Here is a 21399-nt window from a genome sequence, read left to right as displayed (position 1 = left end):
TGTTAGGCGTTTTGGGAACTATACTCAGAACCCATTTTTTCGTTCTTTATAAAAGTTATAATAATGGTAAGTCCGTTTGCATTTTTATAATCAAATGTACCGTCCAGCTGATCGCTAAGGCCTATCATAAGATTCATGCCCAGCGAATTGCTGTTTTCAAATTTAAAATCTTCCGGCAGGCCTACACCATTGTCGGCTATAGTAAGTTCGTTAGTTTCTGTGTGTACTTTCTTTAACGAGATCTTTACTTTGCCTTTTTCATTTTCAGGAAAAGCATGCTTTATAGCATTGCTTATCGCTTCATTCAAAATAAGCCCTAAAGGTACCGCCTGTGCCACGTCAAGTTCCAGTTTTTGGGTATCAATTTCAAAATCAATCTTCCTTTCCGGATCAAAATAATCACTCAGGTAATTTACCAGTTCATAAATATACCATGATATATCTATTGTTGCCAGATTTTCCGACTGATATAATTTCTGATGGATAAGCGACATGGCATGCATCCTGTGCTGGCTGTTTTGTATTGCTAATATAGCATCTTTATTGTCCAGATAGGCAGATTGTGTATTGAGAAGGCTTATAACTACCTGAAGGTTATTTTTTACACGATGATGAATTTCGTTGATCATCCATTCTTTTTCGTGCTGAAGTTTTTTTATCAGTTCGTTTTGCCTGCTTATTTCTTTTTCTTTAATTTTTAATACACTGCTGCTTTGCTGTTTTAACCTGTAGTAGCTAATAAGCAAAGCAACCAATAGTGCCAGAACAATGCAACCTCCTATGTATAGCAAAATAGTATCGTTATAAGTTTATCTCCTGTATTTTTATATTTCTGATGGTATTGTTTCCGGTTTTCTGTCCGACAGGAAATAACATATAAGCATGGCTACCCCGGCGAATGTAATAGAGAAAAGGCCAAGTTCCCTGCCTGCGAAAGCACCGCCTACACATCCCAGTAAAAAACCAGAAAGTGTAACCATTTGTTTTTTAAAGCTCACCATAGCATCAGGCCCCTGAAATCTGTTAAATAATAACTTTCCGAGATCAAGGGATGCTTGGGTTACATTACCTGTCATCATTGTTGTAGGCCCGTATGTTTCTTTAGTAAACAATTTACCAAAGGCATTTTGCAGTCCGAGCGCAAAAACAACAATCATAACTATGGTGTATGTTATAACTTTATCGTCCTGTTGTAAGTGAAATATAAATGCCGACAAACCTGCAATAACAAGTAAAACGGCTTCTATAAACAGTACTTTGTTTTTCTGTTGTGAACGTGTAGCCATCCATCCGCCAAGCATTACTGCAATTACAAATACCGGAAACGTAATAAGTTTTACCCATGCACCCGGGCTTCCGCCGATAGCCATCTGGTAGGCAAAAGTGATAAAGTTACCCGTTACGTGTGCCGAGAAAATGTTATCTCCTGCCACAAAAGTAACCGTATCGCAGTAGCCTGCAACAGCGGTAAGCATAAGCGTTACGGTGCTAATATTTTTTTGAACTTCCATACTTTATTATTTTAAGTGTGCACGCAGCATCCACGCCATTTTTTCGTGAGTTTCCATTAGTCCTGTAATGTAATCGCTAGTACCAAGATCATGCTGTGCGCCCGCAAAATTGTTTATGTTTTCACGTAAATGAATCAGGATACTTTCATGGTCTGCCAAAAGTTCTTTAATATATCCTAAGCTGTCATTTCCTTCTCTTGATTGTTCAGAAAGATGTGTAAGGCTCAAATATTCTTTTAGTGTTGCCGGAGCGTAGTGACCTATCGTCCTGATGCGTTCTGCAATGGTATCGATAAGGTCATCAAGCTGTTCATATTGCTGCTCAAAGAAAAGATGTTTGTTGTAAAAGTCCGGGCCTTCTACATTCCAGTGCGCTTTTTTGGTTTTTGTATATAATATGAATTCATCTGCCAGTACTTTACTTAAAGCATAAGCTACTTCAGCAAGATATTCCTGTTTAATTCCGATTTTAGTTTCCATCTGTTTTATTGTAAAATGGTTAATAAATTATGATCTAGTGAATATGTTCCCGCGCCTAATGCAAGTATCAATAGTAAAGACAAGGTGTACATATAAGGTACATCTCTTACTTCGAGCGAATCTTTACGGTGAACCACAAAATATCCTATAGCAGTTACGCCGATAGTTGGCAATACAACCAGACGTGTACCAATACCCAGCATAATGAGAAACGGAACTACGGTGTCAGAAAACGTAGCTACCAGTCCGTTAAGCTTTTCAGGTAAGTGAAGAGGGTTTGGCACGTGTTCTTTCTGCCCGTTTTCTACCCTAAACTTTTTAATACCGTGAACCCTGAATAACTCCAGCGCAAGCAGTATCCTGAAGACCAGCATAGCCGAGTTATTGAATGCGCTGCCAAGATCTGAAGACAGTATTTGTTTTATAAAATCTATCATGATAGTTTAAATTAAAATGCAAAACATGAGCAGCCTAATGCGCCCCAAAATGCGGTATAATTGTTTACGGGAACGTTACTTAAACGTGCCTTGTTATGGTCGTGGGCGTGTACGTCGCAACTGCCTATACAGCTATGAATCTCAGAAGTAATTCCTTTTGTTCCTGCTTTACCAATATGCTGGTGACTATGCGCTGCATGTCCGCCTGCCGGATAATAACCGTTGTAAATATTGGTAGGCGACCAGTCCGGAAGGATAGGCACCGAAGGAGGAGAGTAAGAAGAAAAATCGCCTTTAGCGTACACTATTTTTCCGTCTACAATGGTAAGTTCGGCTTCAATTTTCTTTACATCTTCATCAACTACGCTAAAGTAATCCCTGTCCAGTACCGCAAGATCTGCAAACATACCTACCTGAATATCGCCCTTTTTCTGCTGTTCCTGAGAGAACCACGCACTGCCACGAGTGTATAATTCTAAAGCGGTTTCGCGGTTTAACCTGCTTTCGTTATATAACTGAAGCCCGCCTACCGTTTTACCAACTGTAAGCCAGTACATAGAAACCCATGGGTTATAGCTGCTCACCCTTGTAGCGTCAGATCCTGCACCTACAGGAACTTCCATTTCCAGCATGCGTTTAACCGGAGGTGTATTTTCGGCAGCCTTGGCACCATATCTTTCCGTAAAATATTCACCCTGATATGCCATACGACTTTGTATTGCAATACCGCCACCTAAGTTCTTTACACGCTCAATATTACGTTCATCAATAGTTTCGGCATGGTCAAATATCCACGGAAGCCCGTTAAACGGAATATCCATATTTACTTTTTCGAACACATTTAAAAAGCGGGTTATGCTTTCGTTGTAGGTAGCGTGAAGCCTGAAAGGCCAGCGATTGGCAACCAGCAGACGTACCACTTTTTCAAGATCGGCTTCCATGTTTTCAGTAAGATCCGGACGTGGCTGTAAAAAGTCTTCAAAATCAGCAGCAGAAAACACAAGCATTTCACCCGCACCATTGTGGCGGTACATATCGTCACCCTGATATAGTTTAACGGTGTCTATCCAGTCGCTAAAATCTTCGAACTCGTGCTTGGGCTTTTGTGTAAACAGGTTGTAAGCAATACGAACGGTTAATTGCTTTTTCTCATTAAGCTCATTAACTACTTTGTAATCGTCAGGGAAATTCTGAAAACCTCCACCGGCATCTATAACACTTGTTATACCAAAACGGTTAAGCTCTTTCATAAAATGGCGGGTAGAATTTACCTGGTGCTCATACGAAAGTGTAGGGCCTTTAGCAAGGGTAGAGTACAGTATCATAGCATTTGGTGTTGCTATAATTAATCCTGTAGGCTCGCCTTTGCTGTCTTTTTGTATTTGCCCTCCCGGAGGTGCAGGCGTGTCTTTAGTAAAGCCAACTGCCTTAAGGGCAGCCCTGTTCATTATTGCCCTGTCGTATAAATGAAGGATAAAAACAGGCGTTTCGGGAGCAATTGCATTTATCTCTTCCAATGTAGGCATGCGGCGTTCGGCGAACTGAAATTCAGACCAGCCGCCTACAACGCGTACCCATTGTGGGGAAGGGGTACGGTCTACTTGTTCTTTAAGCATTCGTAAAGCATCGGCTAATGATGGTACACCATCCCAGCGCAATTCTAAATTATAGTTCAATCCGCCTCGAATAAGGTGAATGTGAGAATCGTTAATTCCCGGAACAACCCTTTTTCTTTCAAGGTCAATTATCCTTGTGCCTTCAGAAGCCATTTCCATCACATCAGCATCATTGCCCACGGCTATGAATTTTCCGTCTTTAATGGCAACAGCCGTAGCGTTGGCGTTCACTTTAGCAAAGCTGTGAACTTTACCATTGTATAATATTATATCAGCTTTCATACGTCGCGGCTTATTTGTTTAATTTGGCAATTGCCGATTTAATACCATCACCGGCTACCGTATAAAAAGCAGGCCCTGCAAGCAATGTAATTTTTACAAGGGGTTTGTGGTTTGCCATTTTTTTATCTTTTAACCATTGTTGAGTTCTGTAAGCTTCAAACGAACCTAAAACAACATTTTCGGCTACTAAAGCAGTAGGAGAATCAATACCTGCATCTTTCAGGTCGCTTGCAAAAGCATAGTGGCTTACGCCAAGCCTAAGTGCTTCGTTCATGGCAACACTTCCTACGGTGGTCATAACATCGGGCGTAAATTTATTCCTGTCTCCCAAACCTATAAGCAATAATTTTTTAGCGGCAAGCATTCCTGCCGGAGGTGTTATAAGCAATGTTTCATAAGCATGGCCCTTAAATTTTCCGGTTTTACGTGCTTCTGTAATAATACCTTTTAGCGCCTCGTCTAAATGAACCATACCGTTTAACTGTGCAGGGAGAGCTGGGGGCGAGTTAAAAATGTCACCTTCTGTATATTCAAAAACACAGGCAACCTGAAGGTCTGCCACTGCCGCCGACGGACCCTGAACAAGCCCTTCGATAGTTACACCATCTACTTTACCCCAGGCAACGCTTGTGCCTATAGGTGTAGTTTTAACTTCTGTTTTTGTTTGTTGTGCTATAACTGTTGCAGGGGTTAAACCTGTTAATAGTAATGCAGCTATAAAAATGCGTATTGATAGATTTTTCATAATGTGGTTTTTTTAGATTGTATTAGAATTTAAAGCCTAGTCGTATATTATAAAAAAGGCCGTTTTTTGAATTTGGAATAATATCGTTTATAAATTCTCCCGTCTTAAAGTATTGAATACCTGTTACCAGTGAGGTAAATTTATTTACGGTATATGAGAAATTAGCCAGATAGGCTGTACCTATATATCGTTTGTCTGATGATGATCCCGGAAGGTTAAAGCCTCCGCTTGGCCTGTAAACACCGTCGTTAAGCGAGTAACGCCAGTTAAATACTACATCGACCTGCATTTTAAGCTGAGGTAATAAATCCAGTGTCCCGTACGGATGGATATCTATAAGGTTCACGGGACCTATTTGCGGACTAAAACCAAAATATCCTCCCTTTGGGTATATGGGGTTAAAGGTTTGCAGTGTGCCGTCTCCCGCTTTTTTATCTCCCGATATGTAATCGTTACGCAGGTTTATGGTAGGTTTAAATTTGATGTTCTCGAAAGAGTAGCCAAGATCTATAGAGCCAGTCCAGGCACTTATGTTTCCGTTAGCAAATGAGCCAAACTGATAAGCTGCCTCTAGGTTATAGATAAAGCCGCCACCATATTTCCATAGCCTTGTACCAATAGTATGGCGCACTTCTTTAGCAGCACCTTCCTCAAATACAGAAAGGTCTCTCCTTATGCCTACATAGTACAGGTCGAGATTACCACTACGCGGAATAATGTATTTAGAATATCCACCCCAAAGATTAACTTGTTTCGAAGGCTTATTATCAAAAATACCTGTATGTGTAGTATCTGCCATCATAGCAAAAGCATCTACCGATAATCTTTCAGATGTATACATTACCTTAGCTCCTGTAAAATAAAGCCTTGCGTTAGGGCCTTCGCGTACAGAGATAAGCCTTCCCGAGCCATAATCTATTTCCTGCCTTCCTACACGCATGGTTATCGCTTTGTCTTCCTTTTGGTAAACAATGGCATCAAGAAATAAGTTCTGAACATTAAGGTGGTCTTCGTCAATAGGGCGGGAGCCGTTTTTTCTGCCATCCTGCAGGGCACTCCTAAGCTGGGCAAATACCCTGAATCTTTTATTTAAGTGCAAATCGGCATGAAGGTCGTAACGTTGTAGCAAAAAATTGTTATGTCCGATATTTAAACGGCCCCAGTCCTCATTACTAAAATCAACATATTCATACCTTGCCTCTCCACCAAACGATAACCATGTCGCCCCGTCAGATGAAAGCGGAATGTATTTTACCTGCTCGTAAAAGTTGCGTGACGAGTCTTTAAGATATTCGTAGTTCTCGTCATAACGCATAAGCTTAAAGCTTTGTGCATAAGCAGTATTGCCGCAAAGGCACAAGAAGGCAAAGACAAATAAATGACTTAACTTTTTAAATAATATGGTACGGATTGATAGCACTGGCAGATATTTATGTATAATGTTGACTAGCTTGTTTTAAAAATATTAATGCTTAAGCATGTTGTGTGCATAGTGAATGCCTAAACCGTAAGCACCGCCATATTTTTTCATAAGATTTGTAACGGCAACATACGTTTCCTGACGTGCCCAGTCTCTTTGAAGCTCCAGTAAATACTGAATTGAGGTAATAGGTTTTACACCTGAATGTACCATACGCTGAATAGCACGTTCGTGAGCTTCTGCAGTAACATCTCCACAAGCATCTGTAATTACATATACCTCATAATTTTCTGCAAGTGCAGAAAGTGCAGGGCCAACAATACAAACGCCTGTCCATAAACCTGCAAGTACAAGTTTTTGTTTTTTAGTACCTGTTATTGCTTTGTAAGCAGCTTCATCTTCCCAGGTGTTCATGCTTGTACGGTCTATATAACCCGAAGTTGCCATTGGATAGAATTCTTCGATTTCCGGAAATACCGGGCCTGAGAAACTTTCTTCTGCAACAGTGGTTACAATAGTTGGAACATTAAAAATTTTTGAAGCTCCGCATATAACGGCTACATTTGTTCTAAGTTCGCTAATAGCAATGCTGTTTGTAGCAAAGGCCATTTGACCTTCAAAATCGATAAGCACAAGAGCGTGGTTATCCGGGGAAAGTAAGTTTGCTGATGGTTTCATAAAATAATAGATTAAGATTTTCTATTACTTATGCCAATACGATGCCTTGTTATGAAAGCCTTTAAAAATAGGGGATTAGCTGTTTTTAGCGTGCTTTAAGTTTACGATATATCGTAATTTTATGAGTTGGGTTAATCATCACATAAATTACCATGATATGTAAGATGCAAAAGCCCGCTTAAAAAATTAAGCGGGCTTTATATTGATATTTTTCTCAGATGAAACAGGACTATTCAAAAACGTATTCGTCCTTACTTTTCTGTACTAAAACGATATTCAGATGCTGTTTTGTAAGTACTTCCCGGTTTTAAAACAATAGGAGCAAATACCGGTTGGTTTATAGCATCAGGAAAATGTTGTGTTTCCATAGCAAATGCTGTTCTAAAATCATCTTTAACACCCGATTTAAAAGTGTTTTTTCCCAGCATAAAGTTACCGCTGTAAAATTGCAGACCCGGTTCTACAGTAAACACCTTCATTACAATACCCGATTTATCGCCTACAACAGTGGCTACATCGCGCAGTTCTTTAGTAATGCCATCATTAAGTGCAAAGTTGTGGTCGTAACCTTTTCCGTTTTTAAGCTGAATGTTATCTGTGTTGACCCTTTCTCCGATAGTGTGAAAAGTTGTAAAGTCAAATGGCGTACCTGCAACCTTTTCAAGTTTCCCAAATGGAATAAGACCTGCATCTACAGGAGTGTATTCGTTGGCATTGATTAAAACTTTGTGGTTCAGTATAGTTCCGCTGCCCTCGCCATTAAGGTTAAAAAACGCATGATTGGTTAAGTTTACAGGCGTTTTTTTATCGGTTACGGCTTCGTAAGCCATTTTAAGATTTTGATTATCATCTACACTATATTTTACTTTAACCTGTACATTACCGGGGAAACCTTCTTCGCCATCAGGTGAGTTATAAGTAAAAACTAATGTTTTATCGTTGGGTTGCTCCACATTCCAAACCACATACTGAAATCCTTTTTTACCACCATGAAGGGTGTTTCCATTATTGTTAAGCGGAATATGGTATTCTTTACCATCAAGCTTAAAAGTACCTTTCGCAATTCGGTTTCCTACACGGCCAATGGTGGCTCCGAAATATGGTTCGGTAGCATCCTGATAGCCTTTCGTACTGTTTAAACCCACCACAACATCGGTCATCTTTCCGTTTTTATCGGGTACCCATAGCCCTACGATACGCGCCCCGAAGTTTGTAAAAGCAACATTAATGTTCTTTGCCTTAATATAATATAGCGACACCTCTTTACCGTCTATGGTCGACTTAAAATCTGCTTCTTTTAGGTTGGTATTGTAAGCAGTAGTTTCGTGTTTAGCAGTATCATTGATGGTTTTTTCCAACTCTTTCTTTCCGTTGCATGAAATAAAAAATGGTATGCTTACCATGTATATAGCTAATAGCCTATAATTTTTCATAAAGTTTATTCTGTTGATTTTTCCCGACGTAAATATGGTGCTTACATCGGGCTTGGTTGTACGTTTCGGGCAAGTTAATAATAATTTGGTTTACTGCAACTACGCACATAAGGTACGTATGTGAGTTAGAATTTTGTACCCGGATAATCCTTAACAAAATGTTATTTTAATTTATTTTAGAGGCATTATTTTGAATTGTAAAAACTATTTATATACATTTGCAGGACTTATGAAGAACATTTCTCAAAATAATACATGGTGGTGGCTAGCTAAATCCTCAGGATTCGGTTGGTAAACTTCTATATATTATTTTGTGTCTAAAATAAATAATTAGAAGCCCGCTGGATCAGCGGGCTTTTTTTATTTCCCCAAAACTCCCATTCCATTTTTATTATCCTTAAATCAATATAAAATGATTTATCCATTTAAAACCGTAGTACAAAAAAGGCTTAGCGATACAAATACACCAGTAGAGATGTATTTAAAATTAAGAGATAAATTCCCTAACTGTTTTCTGCTTGAAAGTTCAGAATACAAAAGCAGGGAAAACAGCTACTCGTACATATGCCTTGAACCATTGGCATCTTTTGTTTCGGAAAGAGAGACAACAACCTTGCAATATCCTGACGGTAAAAAAGAAATTTTTATTAATGCTGATATAAACATTGCCGATACACTCAACGTGTTTACAAAATCTTTTAAAACAGATAAACTGGATTTTGGATTTGTAAACAGCGGACTGTTTGGGTACACATCATACGATGCCATTCCATTATTTGAAGATATTGAGTTTAAAAATCAATCCTTTAACCTGCCGCTTATACAATACCAGTTTTTCAGGTATCTCATTGTTTTCAACCATTTTAACAATGAAATGTTTTTGCTAGAACATTTACAGGAAGGAGAAACCTCCCAGATTGACAGTATCAACGATATCATCGTAAATCGTGCAGTAACCAATTTTGGTTTTACGTCCGAAGAAAACGAAACCTCTAATTTTAATGATAAAGATTTTCTTAAAGCCATAAGAAAAGGGATGGAACACTGCTTTTTAGGCGATGTTTTTCAGGTAGTGCTATCCAGAAAGTTTCGTAAAAAATTTAAGGGCGACGAGTTCAATGTATATCGCGCATTGCGTTCTGTTAATCCGTCTTCGTATCTCTTTTATTTTGATTACGGCGATTTTAAAATTTTTGGGTCTTCGCCCGAAGCCCAATTAACCATAAATAATAACAAGGCTTTAATATATCCTATAGCGGGGACTTTCAAACGTACAGGAAATGCGGAAGAAGATAAAAGACTTGCTGTTAGCCTTAGTGAAGACCCAAAAGAAAATGCCGAACATGTTATGCTTGTTGACCTTGCAAGAAACGATCTGAGCAGAAATAGCCACGATGTTAAAGTTGAAGAGTTTAAACAGATAGAATATTATTCGCATGTTATACATATAGTTTCTAAAGTAAGTGCCCAGCTGGATGCCGATTACAATCCGGTAAAAATATTTGGAGAGAGTTATCCTGCCGGTACGTTATCGGGTGCGCCCAAACACAAGGCAATGCAAATTATTGATGATAACGAACCCGAGAGCCGTGGGTTTTATGGCGGAGCGGTTGGCATAATAGGGTTTGACGGATCATTTAACCACGCCATTTTTATACGATCGTTCCTGAGTCAGAATAATGAACTTACATATCAGGCAGGTTGTGGTATAGTGGCAAAATCCAACCCGGAAAGTGAATTACAGGAAGTTAATAATAAACTAATGGCATTGCGAAAAGCCATTGAAATAGCAAATACTATTTAGTTATGAAAATTTTAGTTGTAGATAATTACGATTCGTTTGTATTTAACCTGGTTCATACACTGTATAACCTTGGCGTTGATGAGGTAGAAGTGCTTAAAAATGATAAGATAGATTTAGATAGTATCAATAATTTTGATAAAATATTGTTGTCTCCCGGTCCCGGAATTCCTAAAGAAGCGGGGTTAATGCCGGAAATCATTAAACGTTTTGCATCGTCAAAAAGTATACTGGGAATATGCCTTGGTCATCAGGCTATTGCCGAAAGTTTTGGTGGCAGCCTAATTAATATGCAAACGCCATTGCATGGGGTGGCTTCTGCTTTAACGATTACACAGGAGGATTATTTATTTGACGGAATTTCATCGGGGATTAGTGTTGGACATTATCATTCATGGATCGTAGATAATAAACTACCGGATACGCTCGAAGTATTGGCATCAAATGAGTCAGGAAATATCATGGCGCTAAGGCATAAAGAATATGACGTAAGAGGTTTGCAGTTTCATCCTGAATCGGTACTCACAGAAAGCGGAATAGCAATGATAGCAAACTGGTTAAAAGGGAACTCAGGCAAATAATTTTAACTACAAAGACAATTACAATGAAAGATATACTGGAATATTTATACCAACATAAAACCCTGAGAAAACACGAAGCACAGGAAGTGCTAACAGATATTGCATCAGGTAATTACAATCACAACCAAATAGCGTCATTTGTTACTACATTTATAATGCGTAACATAACCCTTGAAGAGCTTAGCGGATTTAGGGAGGCATTATTATCGTTATGTAATACAGTCGATCTGTCGTTTTGCAACCCAATGGATGTTTGCGGTACGGGCGGCGACGGAAAAAATACTTTCAATATCTCAACGCTAACATCTTTTGTTGTAGCGGGAGCAGGAATTGCGGTTGCAAAACATGGCAACTATGGTGTGTCTTCTATTTCGGGATCGTCTAATGTTTTAGAACATTTAGGTTTAGTATTTCAAACCGATGAGGATATATTAAAGAAACAGGCCGCTGAAGCTAACATATGTTTTTTGCACGCACCGCTATTTCATCCTGCATTAAAGCATGTAGCTCCGGTTCGAAAAGAATTGGGGGTAAAAACCTTTTTTAATATGCTCGGCCCTTTAGTAAACCCTGCGCAGCCAAAGGTGCAGATGGCAGGCGTTTTTAATTTGGAACTGGCACGAATGTACCAGTACCTTTTTCAGAAGCAGGACATACAGTACAGTATAATACATTCATTAGATGGTTACGACGAAATAACACTTACCGGTAATGCTAAAGTGTTTAGCAATAAAGGAGAAAGTATCTTAAAAGCAGAACACCTGGGCTTTGAAAATACGTCTGCCGACTATTTGTACGGAGGAGAAACGGTTGCAGATGCTGCTGCTATTTTCACAACAATAATAGAGGGAAAAGGTACGGTACAGCAAAATAATGTTGTGCTTGCAAATGCTGCAACTGCTATTAAAACATACTATCCGGAAAAACAATATGAAGAAACCGTTGCAATAGCGAAAGACTCGCTATTTGGCCTGAAAGCAAAAAATGCATTCAATACTTTAAAGTCAATCCGATGAAAATATTAGACACCATTAAGCAACAAAAAGTACTTGAAGTGCAGCAGCGTATGGCAGCTTATCCATTAAATGTACTAGAGCAAAGTCCTGGTTTTGAGAGGGAATGCATCTCTTTAAAGAAAGCACTGACCGATGTAAATAGCAGTGGAATTATTGCTGAATTTAAGCGGAAATCGCCTTCAAAGGGAAATATTAATATCGATGCGGATATCGAGAAAGTAATATCTGGTTATATTGAAGCGGGAGTATCGGGATTGTCTGTTTTAACCGATGAACACTTTTTCGGTGCAAGAGACAATGATTTTAGATCAGCAAAGCATATCAGTAAAATTCCAATGTTGCGAAAAGATTTTATAATTGATGAATACCAAATTTTTGAGTATAAAGCTATGGGCGCAGATGTTATTTTACTAATCGCCAAAATGCTTACGCCTAAAACAATATGTGATTTTACAAATGTAGCTCATCAGTTGGGAATGGAAGTACTTCTGGAAACGCATACCGAAAAGGAAATAGTACAAAACATTGATACCACAGCCGATTTGGTGGGCATTAATAACCGCAACCTCAACACTTTTGAGGTAGATATTGAAAACAGTATTCGCATGGCCGAAATGCTTCCCGCGGACTGTGTGAAAATTGCAGAGAGTGGTATTGAATCGGCTGCTGTTATAAAGCAGCTTAAAAGAAGTGGTTTTTCGGGTTTTTTGATAGGCGAATATTTTATGAAGAATACAGATCCGGGAGGAAAATGCAACAGTTTAATCAAAGAACTAAGCTTATGAAAATTAAAATATGCGGAATGAAGTATGCCGATAATGTTAAGGATATAGCATTGCTTTCGCCCGATTATTTAGGGTTTATTTTCTATGCAAAGTCAAAGCGGTTTGCCGTTGATAGCCTTAAACCGAAAAGTCTGGATAGTATCCCCGAAAATATTCAAAAGGTAGGTGTGTTTGTAAATGAAACTATCCCTGTAATAGAATGCCTTGCTAAAAAATATAAACTCGATGTATTGCAATTGCATGGTAGTGAATCTGCAAAGGAATGCAATGATTTAAAGCAAAAAGGCTACAGGCTTATCAAGGCGTTTTCAGTTGGTGAAGAATTTAATTTTTTATCACTTACAGAATATAAAGACAGTGCAGACTACTTTCTCTTTGATACCGTTACCCCAGATTATGGTGGTAGTGGAAATTCTTTCAACTGGCAGGTTGTAAGTAATTACAAATTAAGTACCCCCTTCTTTTTAAGCGGTGGACTCGGTTTGCACAATCTTGAGCAATTATTAGAATTTAAACACCCAATGTTGTATGGCTACGATTTTAACAGCAGGATGGAAATAGATCCGGGACTAAAAGACGTAATATCAGTACAATCATTAATTGAAAAAATAAAAAGATATGAACACATTTAGCCCCGATAATAATGGATTTTACGGTGAATTTGGCGGTGCCTTTATCCCCGAAATGCTATACCCGAATGTGCAGGAATTACAAAAAAACTATAAAGATATAATAGCTTCTGCAGATTTTCAGGAGGAATTCCGTACACTGTTACGCGATTATGTAGGCCGGCCTACGCCTTTGTTTTATTCAAAGAGCCTGTCGGCTATGTTTGATACGAACATCTATCTTAAAAGGGAAGATCTTAACCATACAGGAGCGCACAAGATAAACAACACAGTAGGACAGATCTTGCTGGCAAAGCGTTTGAATAAAAAACAGATTATTGCAGAAACTGGCGCAGGCCAGCATGGCGTGGCTGTGGCAACTACCTGTGCCCTTATGAATATGGACTGTACCATTTATATGGGCGAAATTGATATACAACGACAGGGACCGAATGTAGAAAAGATGAAACTCTTGGGTGCCAAAGTAGTTGGCGTTTCCAGCGGAAGCAAAACCCTTAAAGATGCTACAAACGAGGCCATAAGACAATGGATCAATAATCCTGTGGATATACATTATATAATAGGGTCGGTTGTAGGGCCGCATCCGTACCCCGATATGGTATCAATATTTCAGTCGGTAATATCCGAAGAGATAAAATATCAGTTAAAAGATAAAACAGGCAGCGAAAATCCGGACTATATTATTGCCTGTCTGGGTGGTGGCAGTAATGCTATGGGCGCATTTTATCATTACATAGGCGACAAAAAAACAAAACTTATTGCCGTTGAAGCAGGAGGAGAAGGCGTGTATTCCGGTAAGACTGCGGCAACTATTGCCTTAGGCAAAAAAGGAATTATTCATGGCAGTAAAACCTATTTAATACAAACAGAAGACGGACAAATAGTTGAACCTCATTCTATTTCAGCAGGGTTAGATTATCCGGGTATCGGTCCGGCGCACTCTTATCTGCACGATTCTGGGTTGGCAGAAGTAGTTAATGTTACCGATAGCGAGGCATTGGCAGCAGCGCTTAACCTATCACAAAAAGATGGTATTATCCCTGCGTTAGAATCGGCGCATGCTTTGGCGTACCTGCATAAAATGAAATTTAAAAAAGAAGATGTCGTAGTAGTGAATTTGTCGGGACGCGGAGACAAAGACATGATAACCTATAAAAAACATTTAGCACTATGAATAGAATAAAACAATTATTTGAGCACAAGCAGCAGGATATAGTATCCATATATATAACAGCCGGTTTTCCTAAGCTTAACGATACGCTATCTATCGTGAAGGGACTTGATGAAGCAGGTGTTGATATGATAGAGATCGGGTTTCCGTTTTCAGATCCGCTGGCAGACGGGCCTGTAATTCAGCAAAGCAGTGAACAGGCTATTGCTAACGGTATGACCCTAAAGATTCTGTTTAATCAGTTAAAAGAACTAAGAGCTATAACAAAGTTACCCATAGTACTAATGGGTTACCTGAATCCTGTATTGCAATTTGGAGAAACCGAATTTATAGAAAAATGCCATGAAACAGGAATAGATGGTATTATAATACCCGATATGCCTTTAGCCTACTATCAGGAAAATTTGCAGCAGTTGTGTAAAGAAAAAGATATTTCAAACATATTACTTATAACCCCTCAAACATCGCAAGAAAGGATTCATGAAATTGATGATAATTCAGATGGGTTTATATATATGGTATCGTCAAATAGTATAACAGGAGGAACAACGGGAACGGTTTTTCAGAAAGAATATCTGGAGCGTACACAAAACATGAAACTTAACAACAACCGCCTTATTGGGTTTGGTATTCATGATAATGCAAGTTTTAAAAATGCTTCAAATTATGGTAGTGGCTGTATAATAGGCAGTGCGTTTATCAACCATATAGCGAAAAATGGAACATCAAAAGAAAGTATAAAACATTTTGTTGATAGTATTATAAAGTAAGCAGTAAAATGATAAACAATTTTAGGTATGTTGTTCATTTTTACTGTGCAATTGCAGTTTCACTTCCAATATGTTTTCTGGGTTAAGGCGTCTGTACGCCAAAAATATAGCCTACAATTGCAGAAGCGCACATTGCAAGCGTCCCCCAGATACAAATTCTCAATACAGATTTCATAGGGGTAGATCCGCCTGCTTTTGCTGCCAAGGCACCCGAAAAAGCCAAAAATACAATTGCTGAAGCATATTGTATAACCACCATATATTTTAATGGTGCTAACATCGCTACAAGTATAGGGAGCAAACCGCCTATTGTAAAGGCTAAAGCCGATGCAGCCGCAGCTGTAAATGGTTTTGCCTGCGTAATTTCGGTGATGCCCAGTTCATCTCGCGCATGAGCTTCCAGAGCGTTGTGTGCCGTCAATTGTATAGCCACCTTCTTCGCTAAATCTGGCTCAAGTCCTCTGTTGATATAAATCTCAGCGAGTTCGGCAAGTTCCTCCTCCGGCATTGTAATCAATTCATTTTTCTCCCGTTCCAGATCAGAATGTTCAATATCAGATTGCGAACTAACAGATACATATTCGCCTGCCGCCATTGATAACGCACCTGCAACGACGCCGGCAAGGGTTGCGAGCAGAATAGGATTGCGTGAATCGCTCGCTGCTGCGATACCTATAGCAAGGCTTGTTGTAGACAGTATACCGTCATTTGCACCGAGCACAGCAGCTCTTAGCCATCCGCTACGGGTTATAAAATGTTTTTCAGATTGTACATCCATAGCGATAAAGTTATGTGATTTTTCGTTATTCCAATGACTACCTCAATAAAAATATTTAACAAAATGTTATATAAATGCATATACATGTAGAGTATAAGTTGTTGTTGTTTCAGCGGTTAAGTTGCAGTTTTAATTTATACCAGATATGAATAGCGGTCGACCTATTTTATTATGTCTTAGAATATTTATATTTGAATAATTGAGACTATTAAAACACTACAGAACAGATACTATGTTACAATTTAAAGACAGAAGGTTGGTGATATTTGGCGAGCATGTGCGTACGCTCCGTGAAAATCTTGGCCTTAGTCATAATGATATTGCGGGAAGAACTTCATTAAGCAAAAGCGACCTTCTTTCTATTGAGCAGGGAAGCAAGAATCTTGCATTCACTACACTTTTAGAATTAGCAAAAGGTTTGGGTGTTAGTCCAAAAGAATTGCTTACTATAGATTTGCAATAATCCGTGCAATAAGTCAATTTTTGAGATACCATTAAATCTCATAAGTATTTTCCAAATTATTTATTTCGCCTGCAAAAAAACTATCCTGCTATTATAAATATAGTAGGCTGATGTTTGTAAACCCCTTATTTTACATTATTGATGAATTCAATTCGTCATTTTAAAGCTAAATAGGTTAGCATAAGGCGCTACAACGGATAACAAAGATATATTAGTTTGCTATATACACTGGAGGGTTATGAGATAGCTATAAATATAGCATTGGGTTATGCCGCAGAAACGCCAGCCGTTCCTAAACTTTTTTTACTGAAAAAGTAAAATTATTGAATAATCCTGTCAGGTCGCTATAAAAGAAAAGCCCATCAATTGATGGGCTTTTCTTTTATACGTCGATGAATATTTTACCATTCGGAAGATACTTTATTATTAATATTAAGCGTATCAAACAATTGTTTTGTAAAGGTATTGAAATGAGTTTCAATCAGTTTTTTAGATTCTTTATCTACCAGCTTTCTATCGCTATTCCAGTATGATGTAAAAGGAAGGTTGAACTTTTCATTAGCAGAATCTATATAATATGGTTCTACAGTTGAAAATGTAATTTTTGCTTTGTTGTCTTTAAATTCAAGTATTCCTTTATAAGTTACAAAATACTCAACGTCGGCTTTGTTTCTTTTCACTTTAGAAACTGAACGGTCTGCAATTTCAAAGTTCAAAAACTTTCCAGCCTCTTCGCTCTTAATCACGTTAATAGCGCCACCGTATTTAGACTGTATGTATTTCTTTGCTACAACAAATAACGTATCAGCTGGAATATTAGAATATTCCCTGATAATGTAATTTTTAGTATCATCATTTTTAGCCACTAGTCCGGTTGTAATAACTGTCCATTCCTGCGCAAGGCAGCTGGTACTTATAAATAAAAATAGTAAGAGTGTTTTCATAATAGGGTAATTTAGTTTAAAATTTCTTATTAAAGTTACTGAATTCCAATCTGTTAAATCTTAAAAATATAAAGAGGAAAATACGTATGTATATTTTTAATGTTCTGAATAATAACGGATTGTATTTTTGGTGTTTGTTTTTGTTAAGTGTATTTTGTGAGATTAATTGATTTTTTTGGCTGAAGTTTATGATTTACAGTGTGCCATACAATTTCATCATGGCATATTTATAGCCTACATTTGTAGTAACCACTTACTGTATAATTCTACATGACTATTTTTATTGTATCGCTGTCTTTTTTACTTCTTGTTTTTACTATTATGTCACTAATCAAAAATGATTACTGGACATTTAGAATTTTCGATTATCCGAGACTTCAGAAGTTTGTAGTATCAGTTATTTGTTTTTTCCTGTTGATTGTATTTTATGATGGTGCTAACTGGCTGTATGCTTTGCTACTACCGCTAATTGGTGCCAACATAATTTATCTTGCATGGCTTATCTTACCCTTTACAGTCTTTGCAAAAAAGCATGTGCGGAAAGTTACAGTTGTAAAGAAAGACGATCAGGTTTGTATAATGATCTCTAACGTCTATCAGGAAAATACTAATCATAAAGGGTGTCTTGATATAATTAAGAAAGCCAATCCGGATATAGTTTTGTTATTAGAAACAGATGCAAAGTGGGAAAACGGAACTAACGATCTGGATAATTCTTATCCATATTCTGTAAAAGTAGCCTTAGAGAATACTTATGGTATGCTTTTGTATTCTAAACTGGAACTTAAAGATAGTTTTGTAAAGTATATGGTTGAAGACGATATTCCTTCAATTCACACTAAAGTTATTTTAAAGAGCGGAAAAGAAATACAATTGTATGCATTGCACCCTACGCCGCCGGTACCCAATGAAAATCCGCGTTCTACAGAAAGAGATAAAGAATTGTTGCTAGTGGCCGATCTTGCTAAGACCTCTGATATCCCTGTGATTGTCGTGGGAGATCTCAACGATGTGGCATGGAGCTATACAACAGAACTTTTCCTTAAAATGAGTGGGTTATTAGATCCGCGAAGGGGCAGAGGCTTTTTCAACTCTTTTCATGCGCATTATCCGTTTTTACGCTTTCCGCTGGATCATACTTTCATTTCTACCGATTTTAAACTTGTGGGAATGAAACGTCTTCACAACTTCGATTCAGATCATTTTCCAATATACATTCATGTTCAGTATGAAGCAAAAGCATCACAACAACAGGAATCTATGGAAGTAGATCAGGAAGATAAACAACTGGCTGAAGAGAAAAAGGCAGCTACTACATAATTATATGGGGATAGATTGCACCACTTCTTTTGAATATGAAGTATTTGCCTGTTAAATACAATTCTCTTCTGGGAGCCATGAAACGAAACACGGGAATTTATAAATAAATTTATAGTGTTATTCTTAAATATTTTCCTGCATTTTATACCTTAGCGCAAAATTAAGATCATCAAATGAAATTAGAAGAATTACTTCAAAAGAGAAGCGGAAATGTATGTGAATTGAGTGGAACTACCGATGACCTGATTGTTTATGAAGTTCCGCCTGCTCAAAATACCGGGGCAGATGGATCTATTTTAATCAGTACAAAATGTTTTAATCAGATTGAAAAAAAGGAAGAGTTAGATGGGGCTTTTTGGGAGAATTTCCTTTTATCTTCTATGTGGAGCGAAGTTCCTGCTGTACAAGTGGTATCATGGCGTATGCTTAACCGCTTCCGTAATGAAAGCTGGGCATCTGACGCGTTGGATATGATGTATCTTGAGGATAACAACCTGGAGTGGGCAAAAGCAACAGGTGACCATACAGGAGACGGCACTATAGAATTCCATAAAGATAGTAATGGTAACATTCTTCAGAACGGTGACTCCGTTACATTAATAAAAGATCTTGATGTAAAAGGATCTACACTGAATGCGAAGATTGGTACCGCGGTTAGAAATATTCGTTTAGTGCATGATAACCACGAACAAATTGAAGGTAAAATTGACGGACAGTTAATAGTTATCCTGACTAAATATGTGAAAAAATAAGCTGTTATGGTTCTTTAAGCAAAAACACCTGAGAGATCAGGTGTTTTTTTTTGTAGCATTGAAATATCTATTGACCATACAATGGTTCAATAACTGAAAGAGAAAGTTATTTATTATAATAGAAGTTCCGATACCTATCGGAAAAAAAAAACGGGTATCTTACCAAGATGCCCGTTTTAATTTATTTCTTAACCAATTTTTTTATCTCTGCAGCAATGGTTTCCAGATTTCCTTCAGCGTTTCCGGTAGCCACAAATCGTATAATACCGTTTTGGTCAATCAGGAAGTTTTTAGGTATTGAATTAACTGCATATTGATTCCAGATTTCTTTATTAGGGTCAATCCCGTAATTAAAGTCCATGCCATCTTTGCGAAGCTTCTGTACCTTTTTGGTTACTTTTTGTTCGTTTTCACCAATAGAAATAGCTAAGAATACAAAGTCTTCTTTTTTAAATGATTCCAATATTTTAGAAGGGATATCATAAAATTCCATCAGGCATGGAGCACACCATGTTGCCCAAAAATTTACCAGTACTATTTTTCCTTTAAGATCGGAAAGCTTAACTTTTTTACCGTCGGTCAATTGAACAGTAAAATCTTTTGCCTTGTCGTTTATGTTCAGAAGATATTCATTTACGGGAGCGACCGGTTCCGCTTTAGTGGCAGACTGGTTTGTATTTTTGTCATTCTCAATTTTTTCTTTTTCGGTAAACAATCCCACTACGGTGATAAACTCCTTGTCACCAATCTTATTTCCATATTTTTTTGCCAGTACATCTCGTTCGCTTTCAGTAACACCTTTAGACAACGACTTGATATAGCCATCAGCAGCATACTTTTCGACTTGTTCCATCGTAACAAGTTCATTATTAATTATGATGATGTTCTCGGGCTTTTTAGCTGTCTTTTGTTGCGCATAAATTGGCAGGCAATTTATTACCAGTGCAGCAATAAGATAAATCATGGTTTTCATAGACTGAATTTTTCGGTACACAATTTACAATATTTTATTTATGTCAGCTGAATCCTTATCGGTATTTGAAACGCTATTTATTAAACTTTTGCTAAGGTTACCTTCCTTTAAAAGTGCAATTATTAAATTTAAAGTATGAGTACTGACACAAATAAAAAAAATATGAAAAAAAGAAGAATAGTAATTAACGGACTTATCATTTTTGCAGCAATCGCAGCATTTTTCCTTCTAATGGAAGCATTTGGCCTTGCAGATCAAGTATATTTAAGACTCGTAAATTTTGTATTTGTAATTTACGGGGTTAACAGGACTATAAAATCGAATTATCATGACCATATAAACGGTTATCTTACTAATCTTAAGGCAGCGTTCTTTACGGCTCTTATAAGTTTAGTTCTGGGAATTATAGCATTATTGTCCTACATCGAATACAGAGGAGGGGAATCATACCTTCATTCTTTGGCTGTCAATTACATATTTGGAGGGGGAGAACCTTCTACGCATGAATTTGCTATTGGTTTACTAATAGAAGGATTTGCTGCTGCAGTAATTGTCGCTTTTACCCTTATGCAATACTGGAAAGACAAAGTAGAAAAAATAAATAAAGTGGACGGCCCGGCGCATTAAAAATGATTGTATGCTAAATCGTTTGAAAAATATTTTCAACCTTATGGTATAAAAGACTATAAGTATCGAATGAAAATGTATATTTGTCTTTTAATCGACAAATAAACTACTATGTCAATATTTTTATCTGCTATAGATTCCCGATTATATAATAAAATGGGAAATTGTGTAGTTTCAGCCTTTGCAA

General features: G+C 37.7%; 22 protein-coding genes and 1 pseudogene. 11 read left to right on the top strand and 12 right to left on the bottom strand.

The features are described from left to right. Window positions 1-2 precede the first annotated feature (2 nt). The 9 genes from ALW18_03150 to ALW18_03110 form a co-directional block, all read right to left on the bottom strand. Entirely contained in the window at window positions 3-755 is a 753-nt protein-coding gene (locus ALW18_03150) for a hypothetical protein (GenBank protein AOE51593.1), read from the bottom strand. Between the two features lie 69 nt (window positions 756-824). Continuing rightward, window positions 825-1511 carry a hypothetical protein gene (locus ALW18_03145; protein ID AOE51592.1) on the bottom strand — a complete coding sequence of 229 codons (687 nt, stop codon included), beginning with the start codon at window positions 1509-1511 and terminating at the stop codon, window positions 825-827. Window positions 1512-1517: 6 nt separating this feature from the next. Then, complete coding sequence (locus ALW18_03140) at window positions 1518-1991, bottom strand: Dps family ferritin (protein AOE51591.1); 474 nt, start codon at window positions 1989-1991, stop codon at window positions 1518-1520. A gap of 5 nt (window positions 1992-1996) precedes the next feature. Next, window positions 1997-2428, bottom strand: coding sequence for a DoxX family protein (locus ALW18_03135; GenBank protein AOE51590.1), 432 nt, complete (start codon window positions 2426-2428; stop codon window positions 1997-1999). An 11-nt stretch (window positions 2429-2439) separates the two neighbouring features. After that, a complete protein-coding gene (locus ALW18_03130) occupies window positions 2440-4326 on the bottom strand; it encodes an amidohydrolase (GenBank protein ID AOE51589.1) in 1887 nt (628 codons plus the stop codon). Window positions 4327-4336: 10 nt separating this feature from the next. Then, on the bottom strand, window positions 4337-5071 hold the full coding sequence (locus ALW18_03125; GenBank protein ID AOE51588.1) for a peptidase M17: 735 nt from the start codon (window positions 5069-5071) through the stop codon (window positions 4337-4339). A 22-nt stretch (window positions 5072-5093) separates the two neighbouring features. Continuing rightward, window positions 5094-6431: a hypothetical protein gene (locus tag ALW18_03120; GenBank protein ID AOE51587.1), complete on the bottom strand. Its 1338-nt coding sequence runs from the start codon at window positions 6429-6431 to the stop codon at window positions 5094-5096. Between the two features lie 105 nt (window positions 6432-6536). Continuing rightward, entirely contained in the window at window positions 6537-7169 is a 633-nt protein-coding gene (locus ALW18_03115; GenBank protein AOE51586.1) for a chloroperoxidase, read from the bottom strand. A 251-nt stretch (window positions 7170-7420) separates the two neighbouring features. Then, window positions 7421-8602, bottom strand: coding sequence for an aldose epimerase (locus ALW18_03110; protein AOE51585.1), 1182 nt, complete (start codon window positions 8600-8602; stop codon window positions 7421-7423). 412 nt (window positions 8603-9014) lie between these two features. On the opposite strand from ALW18_03110, the gene ALW18_03105 reads away from it, so the two are divergent. Genes ALW18_03105 through ALW18_03075 form a run of 7 tightly spaced genes read left to right on the top strand, consistent with a single transcriptional unit; the run spans window position 9015 to window position 15355 of the window. Next, complete coding sequence (locus ALW18_03105; GenBank protein AOE51584.1) at window positions 9015-10406, top strand: anthranilate synthase; 1392 nt, start codon at window positions 9015-9017, stop codon at window positions 10404-10406. A 2-nt stretch (window positions 10407-10408) separates the two neighbouring features. Then, the gene (locus tag ALW18_03100; GenBank protein ID AOE51583.1) at window positions 10409-10984 is read left to right on the top strand and encodes an anthranilate synthase subunit II; all 576 of its coding nucleotides are present in this window, start codon (window positions 10409-10411) and stop codon (window positions 10982-10984) included. A 23-nt stretch (window positions 10985-11007) separates the two neighbouring features. Then, the gene (locus ALW18_03095) at window positions 11008-12000 is read left to right on the top strand and encodes an anthranilate phosphoribosyltransferase (protein ID AOE51582.1); all 993 of its coding nucleotides are present in this window, start codon (window positions 11008-11010) and stop codon (window positions 11998-12000) included. Then, window positions 11997-12785 carry an indole-3-glycerol phosphate synthase gene (locus ALW18_03090; GenBank protein AOE51581.1) on the top strand — a complete coding sequence of 263 codons (789 nt, stop codon included), beginning with the start codon at window positions 11997-11999 and terminating at the stop codon, window positions 12783-12785. Before ALW18_03095 ends, ALW18_03090 begins: the two co-directional genes overlap by 4 nt. Then, window positions 12782-13417 carry a hypothetical protein gene (locus ALW18_03085; GenBank protein AOE54293.1) on the top strand — a complete coding sequence of 212 codons (636 nt, stop codon included), beginning with the start codon at window positions 12782-12784 and terminating at the stop codon, window positions 13415-13417. The genes ALW18_03090 and ALW18_03085 overlap by 4 nt, the downstream gene beginning before the upstream one ends. Next, entirely contained in the window at window positions 13404-14588 is a 1185-nt protein-coding gene (locus tag ALW18_03080) for a tryptophan synthase subunit beta (GenBank protein AOE51580.1), read from the top strand. The genes ALW18_03085 and ALW18_03080 overlap by 14 nt, the downstream gene beginning before the upstream one ends. Further along, on the top strand, window positions 14585-15355 hold the full coding sequence (locus ALW18_03075) for a tryptophan synthase alpha chain (protein ID AOE51579.1): 771 nt from the start codon (window positions 14585-14587) through the stop codon (window positions 15353-15355). The genes ALW18_03080 and ALW18_03075 overlap by 4 nt, the downstream gene beginning before the upstream one ends. 82 nt (window positions 15356-15437) lie before the next feature. On the opposite strand, the gene ALW18_03070 is transcribed toward ALW18_03075, so the two are convergent. Then, window positions 15438-16133: a hypothetical protein gene (locus ALW18_03070; protein ID AOE51578.1), complete on the bottom strand. Its 696-nt coding sequence runs from the start codon at window positions 16131-16133 to the stop codon at window positions 15438-15440. Window positions 16134-16365: 232 nt separating this feature from the next. Here ALW18_03070 and ALW18_03065 point away from each other — a divergent pair, with 232 nt between their 5' ends. Further along, on the top strand, window positions 16366-16596 hold the full coding sequence (locus tag ALW18_03065) for a hypothetical protein (protein ID AOE51577.1): 231 nt from the start codon (window positions 16366-16368) through the stop codon (window positions 16594-16596). Between the two features lie 401 nt (window positions 16597-16997). Here ALW18_03065 and ALW18_03060 read toward each other — a convergent pair whose 3' ends face one another. Next, on the bottom strand, window positions 16998-17540 hold the full coding sequence (locus ALW18_03060; protein ID AOE51576.1) for a hypothetical protein: 543 nt from the start codon (window positions 17538-17540) through the stop codon (window positions 16998-17000). Window positions 17541-17810: 270 nt separating this feature from the next. Here ALW18_03060 and ALW18_03055 point away from each other — a divergent pair, with 270 nt between their 5' ends. Continuing rightward, the gene (locus ALW18_03055) at window positions 17811-18860 is read left to right on the top strand and encodes an endonuclease (protein AOE51575.1); all 1050 of its coding nucleotides are present in this window, start codon (window positions 17811-17813) and stop codon (window positions 18858-18860) included. A 173-nt stretch (window positions 18861-19033) separates the two neighbouring features. Next, entirely contained in the window at window positions 19034-19612 is a 579-nt protein-coding gene (locus tag ALW18_03050) for a PhnA protein (protein ID AOE51574.1), read from the top strand. 181 nt (window positions 19613-19793) lie between these two features. On the opposite strand, the pseudogene ALW18_03045 reads toward ALW18_03050, so the two are convergent. After that, window positions 19794-20237, bottom strand: a pseudogene (locus tag ALW18_03045) (hypothetical protein). 510 nt (window positions 20238-20747) lie between these two features. Between ALW18_03045 and ALW18_03040 the strand changes: the two are divergent. After that, on the top strand, window positions 20748-21212 hold the full coding sequence (locus tag ALW18_03040; GenBank protein AOE54292.1) for a hypothetical protein: 465 nt from the start codon (window positions 20748-20750) through the stop codon (window positions 21210-21212). Window positions 21213-21399 lie beyond the last annotated feature (187 nt).

It is taken from the genome of Flavobacterium psychrophilum, assembly GCA_001708385.1.
In the GTDB taxonomy this organism is placed as follows: domain Bacteria; phylum Bacteroidota; class Bacteroidia; order Flavobacteriales; family Flavobacteriaceae; genus Flavobacterium; species Flavobacterium psychrophilum_A.
Note: the sequence above shows the minus strand (reverse complement) of the source record. Positions and strands in the feature narration are given on the sequence as shown.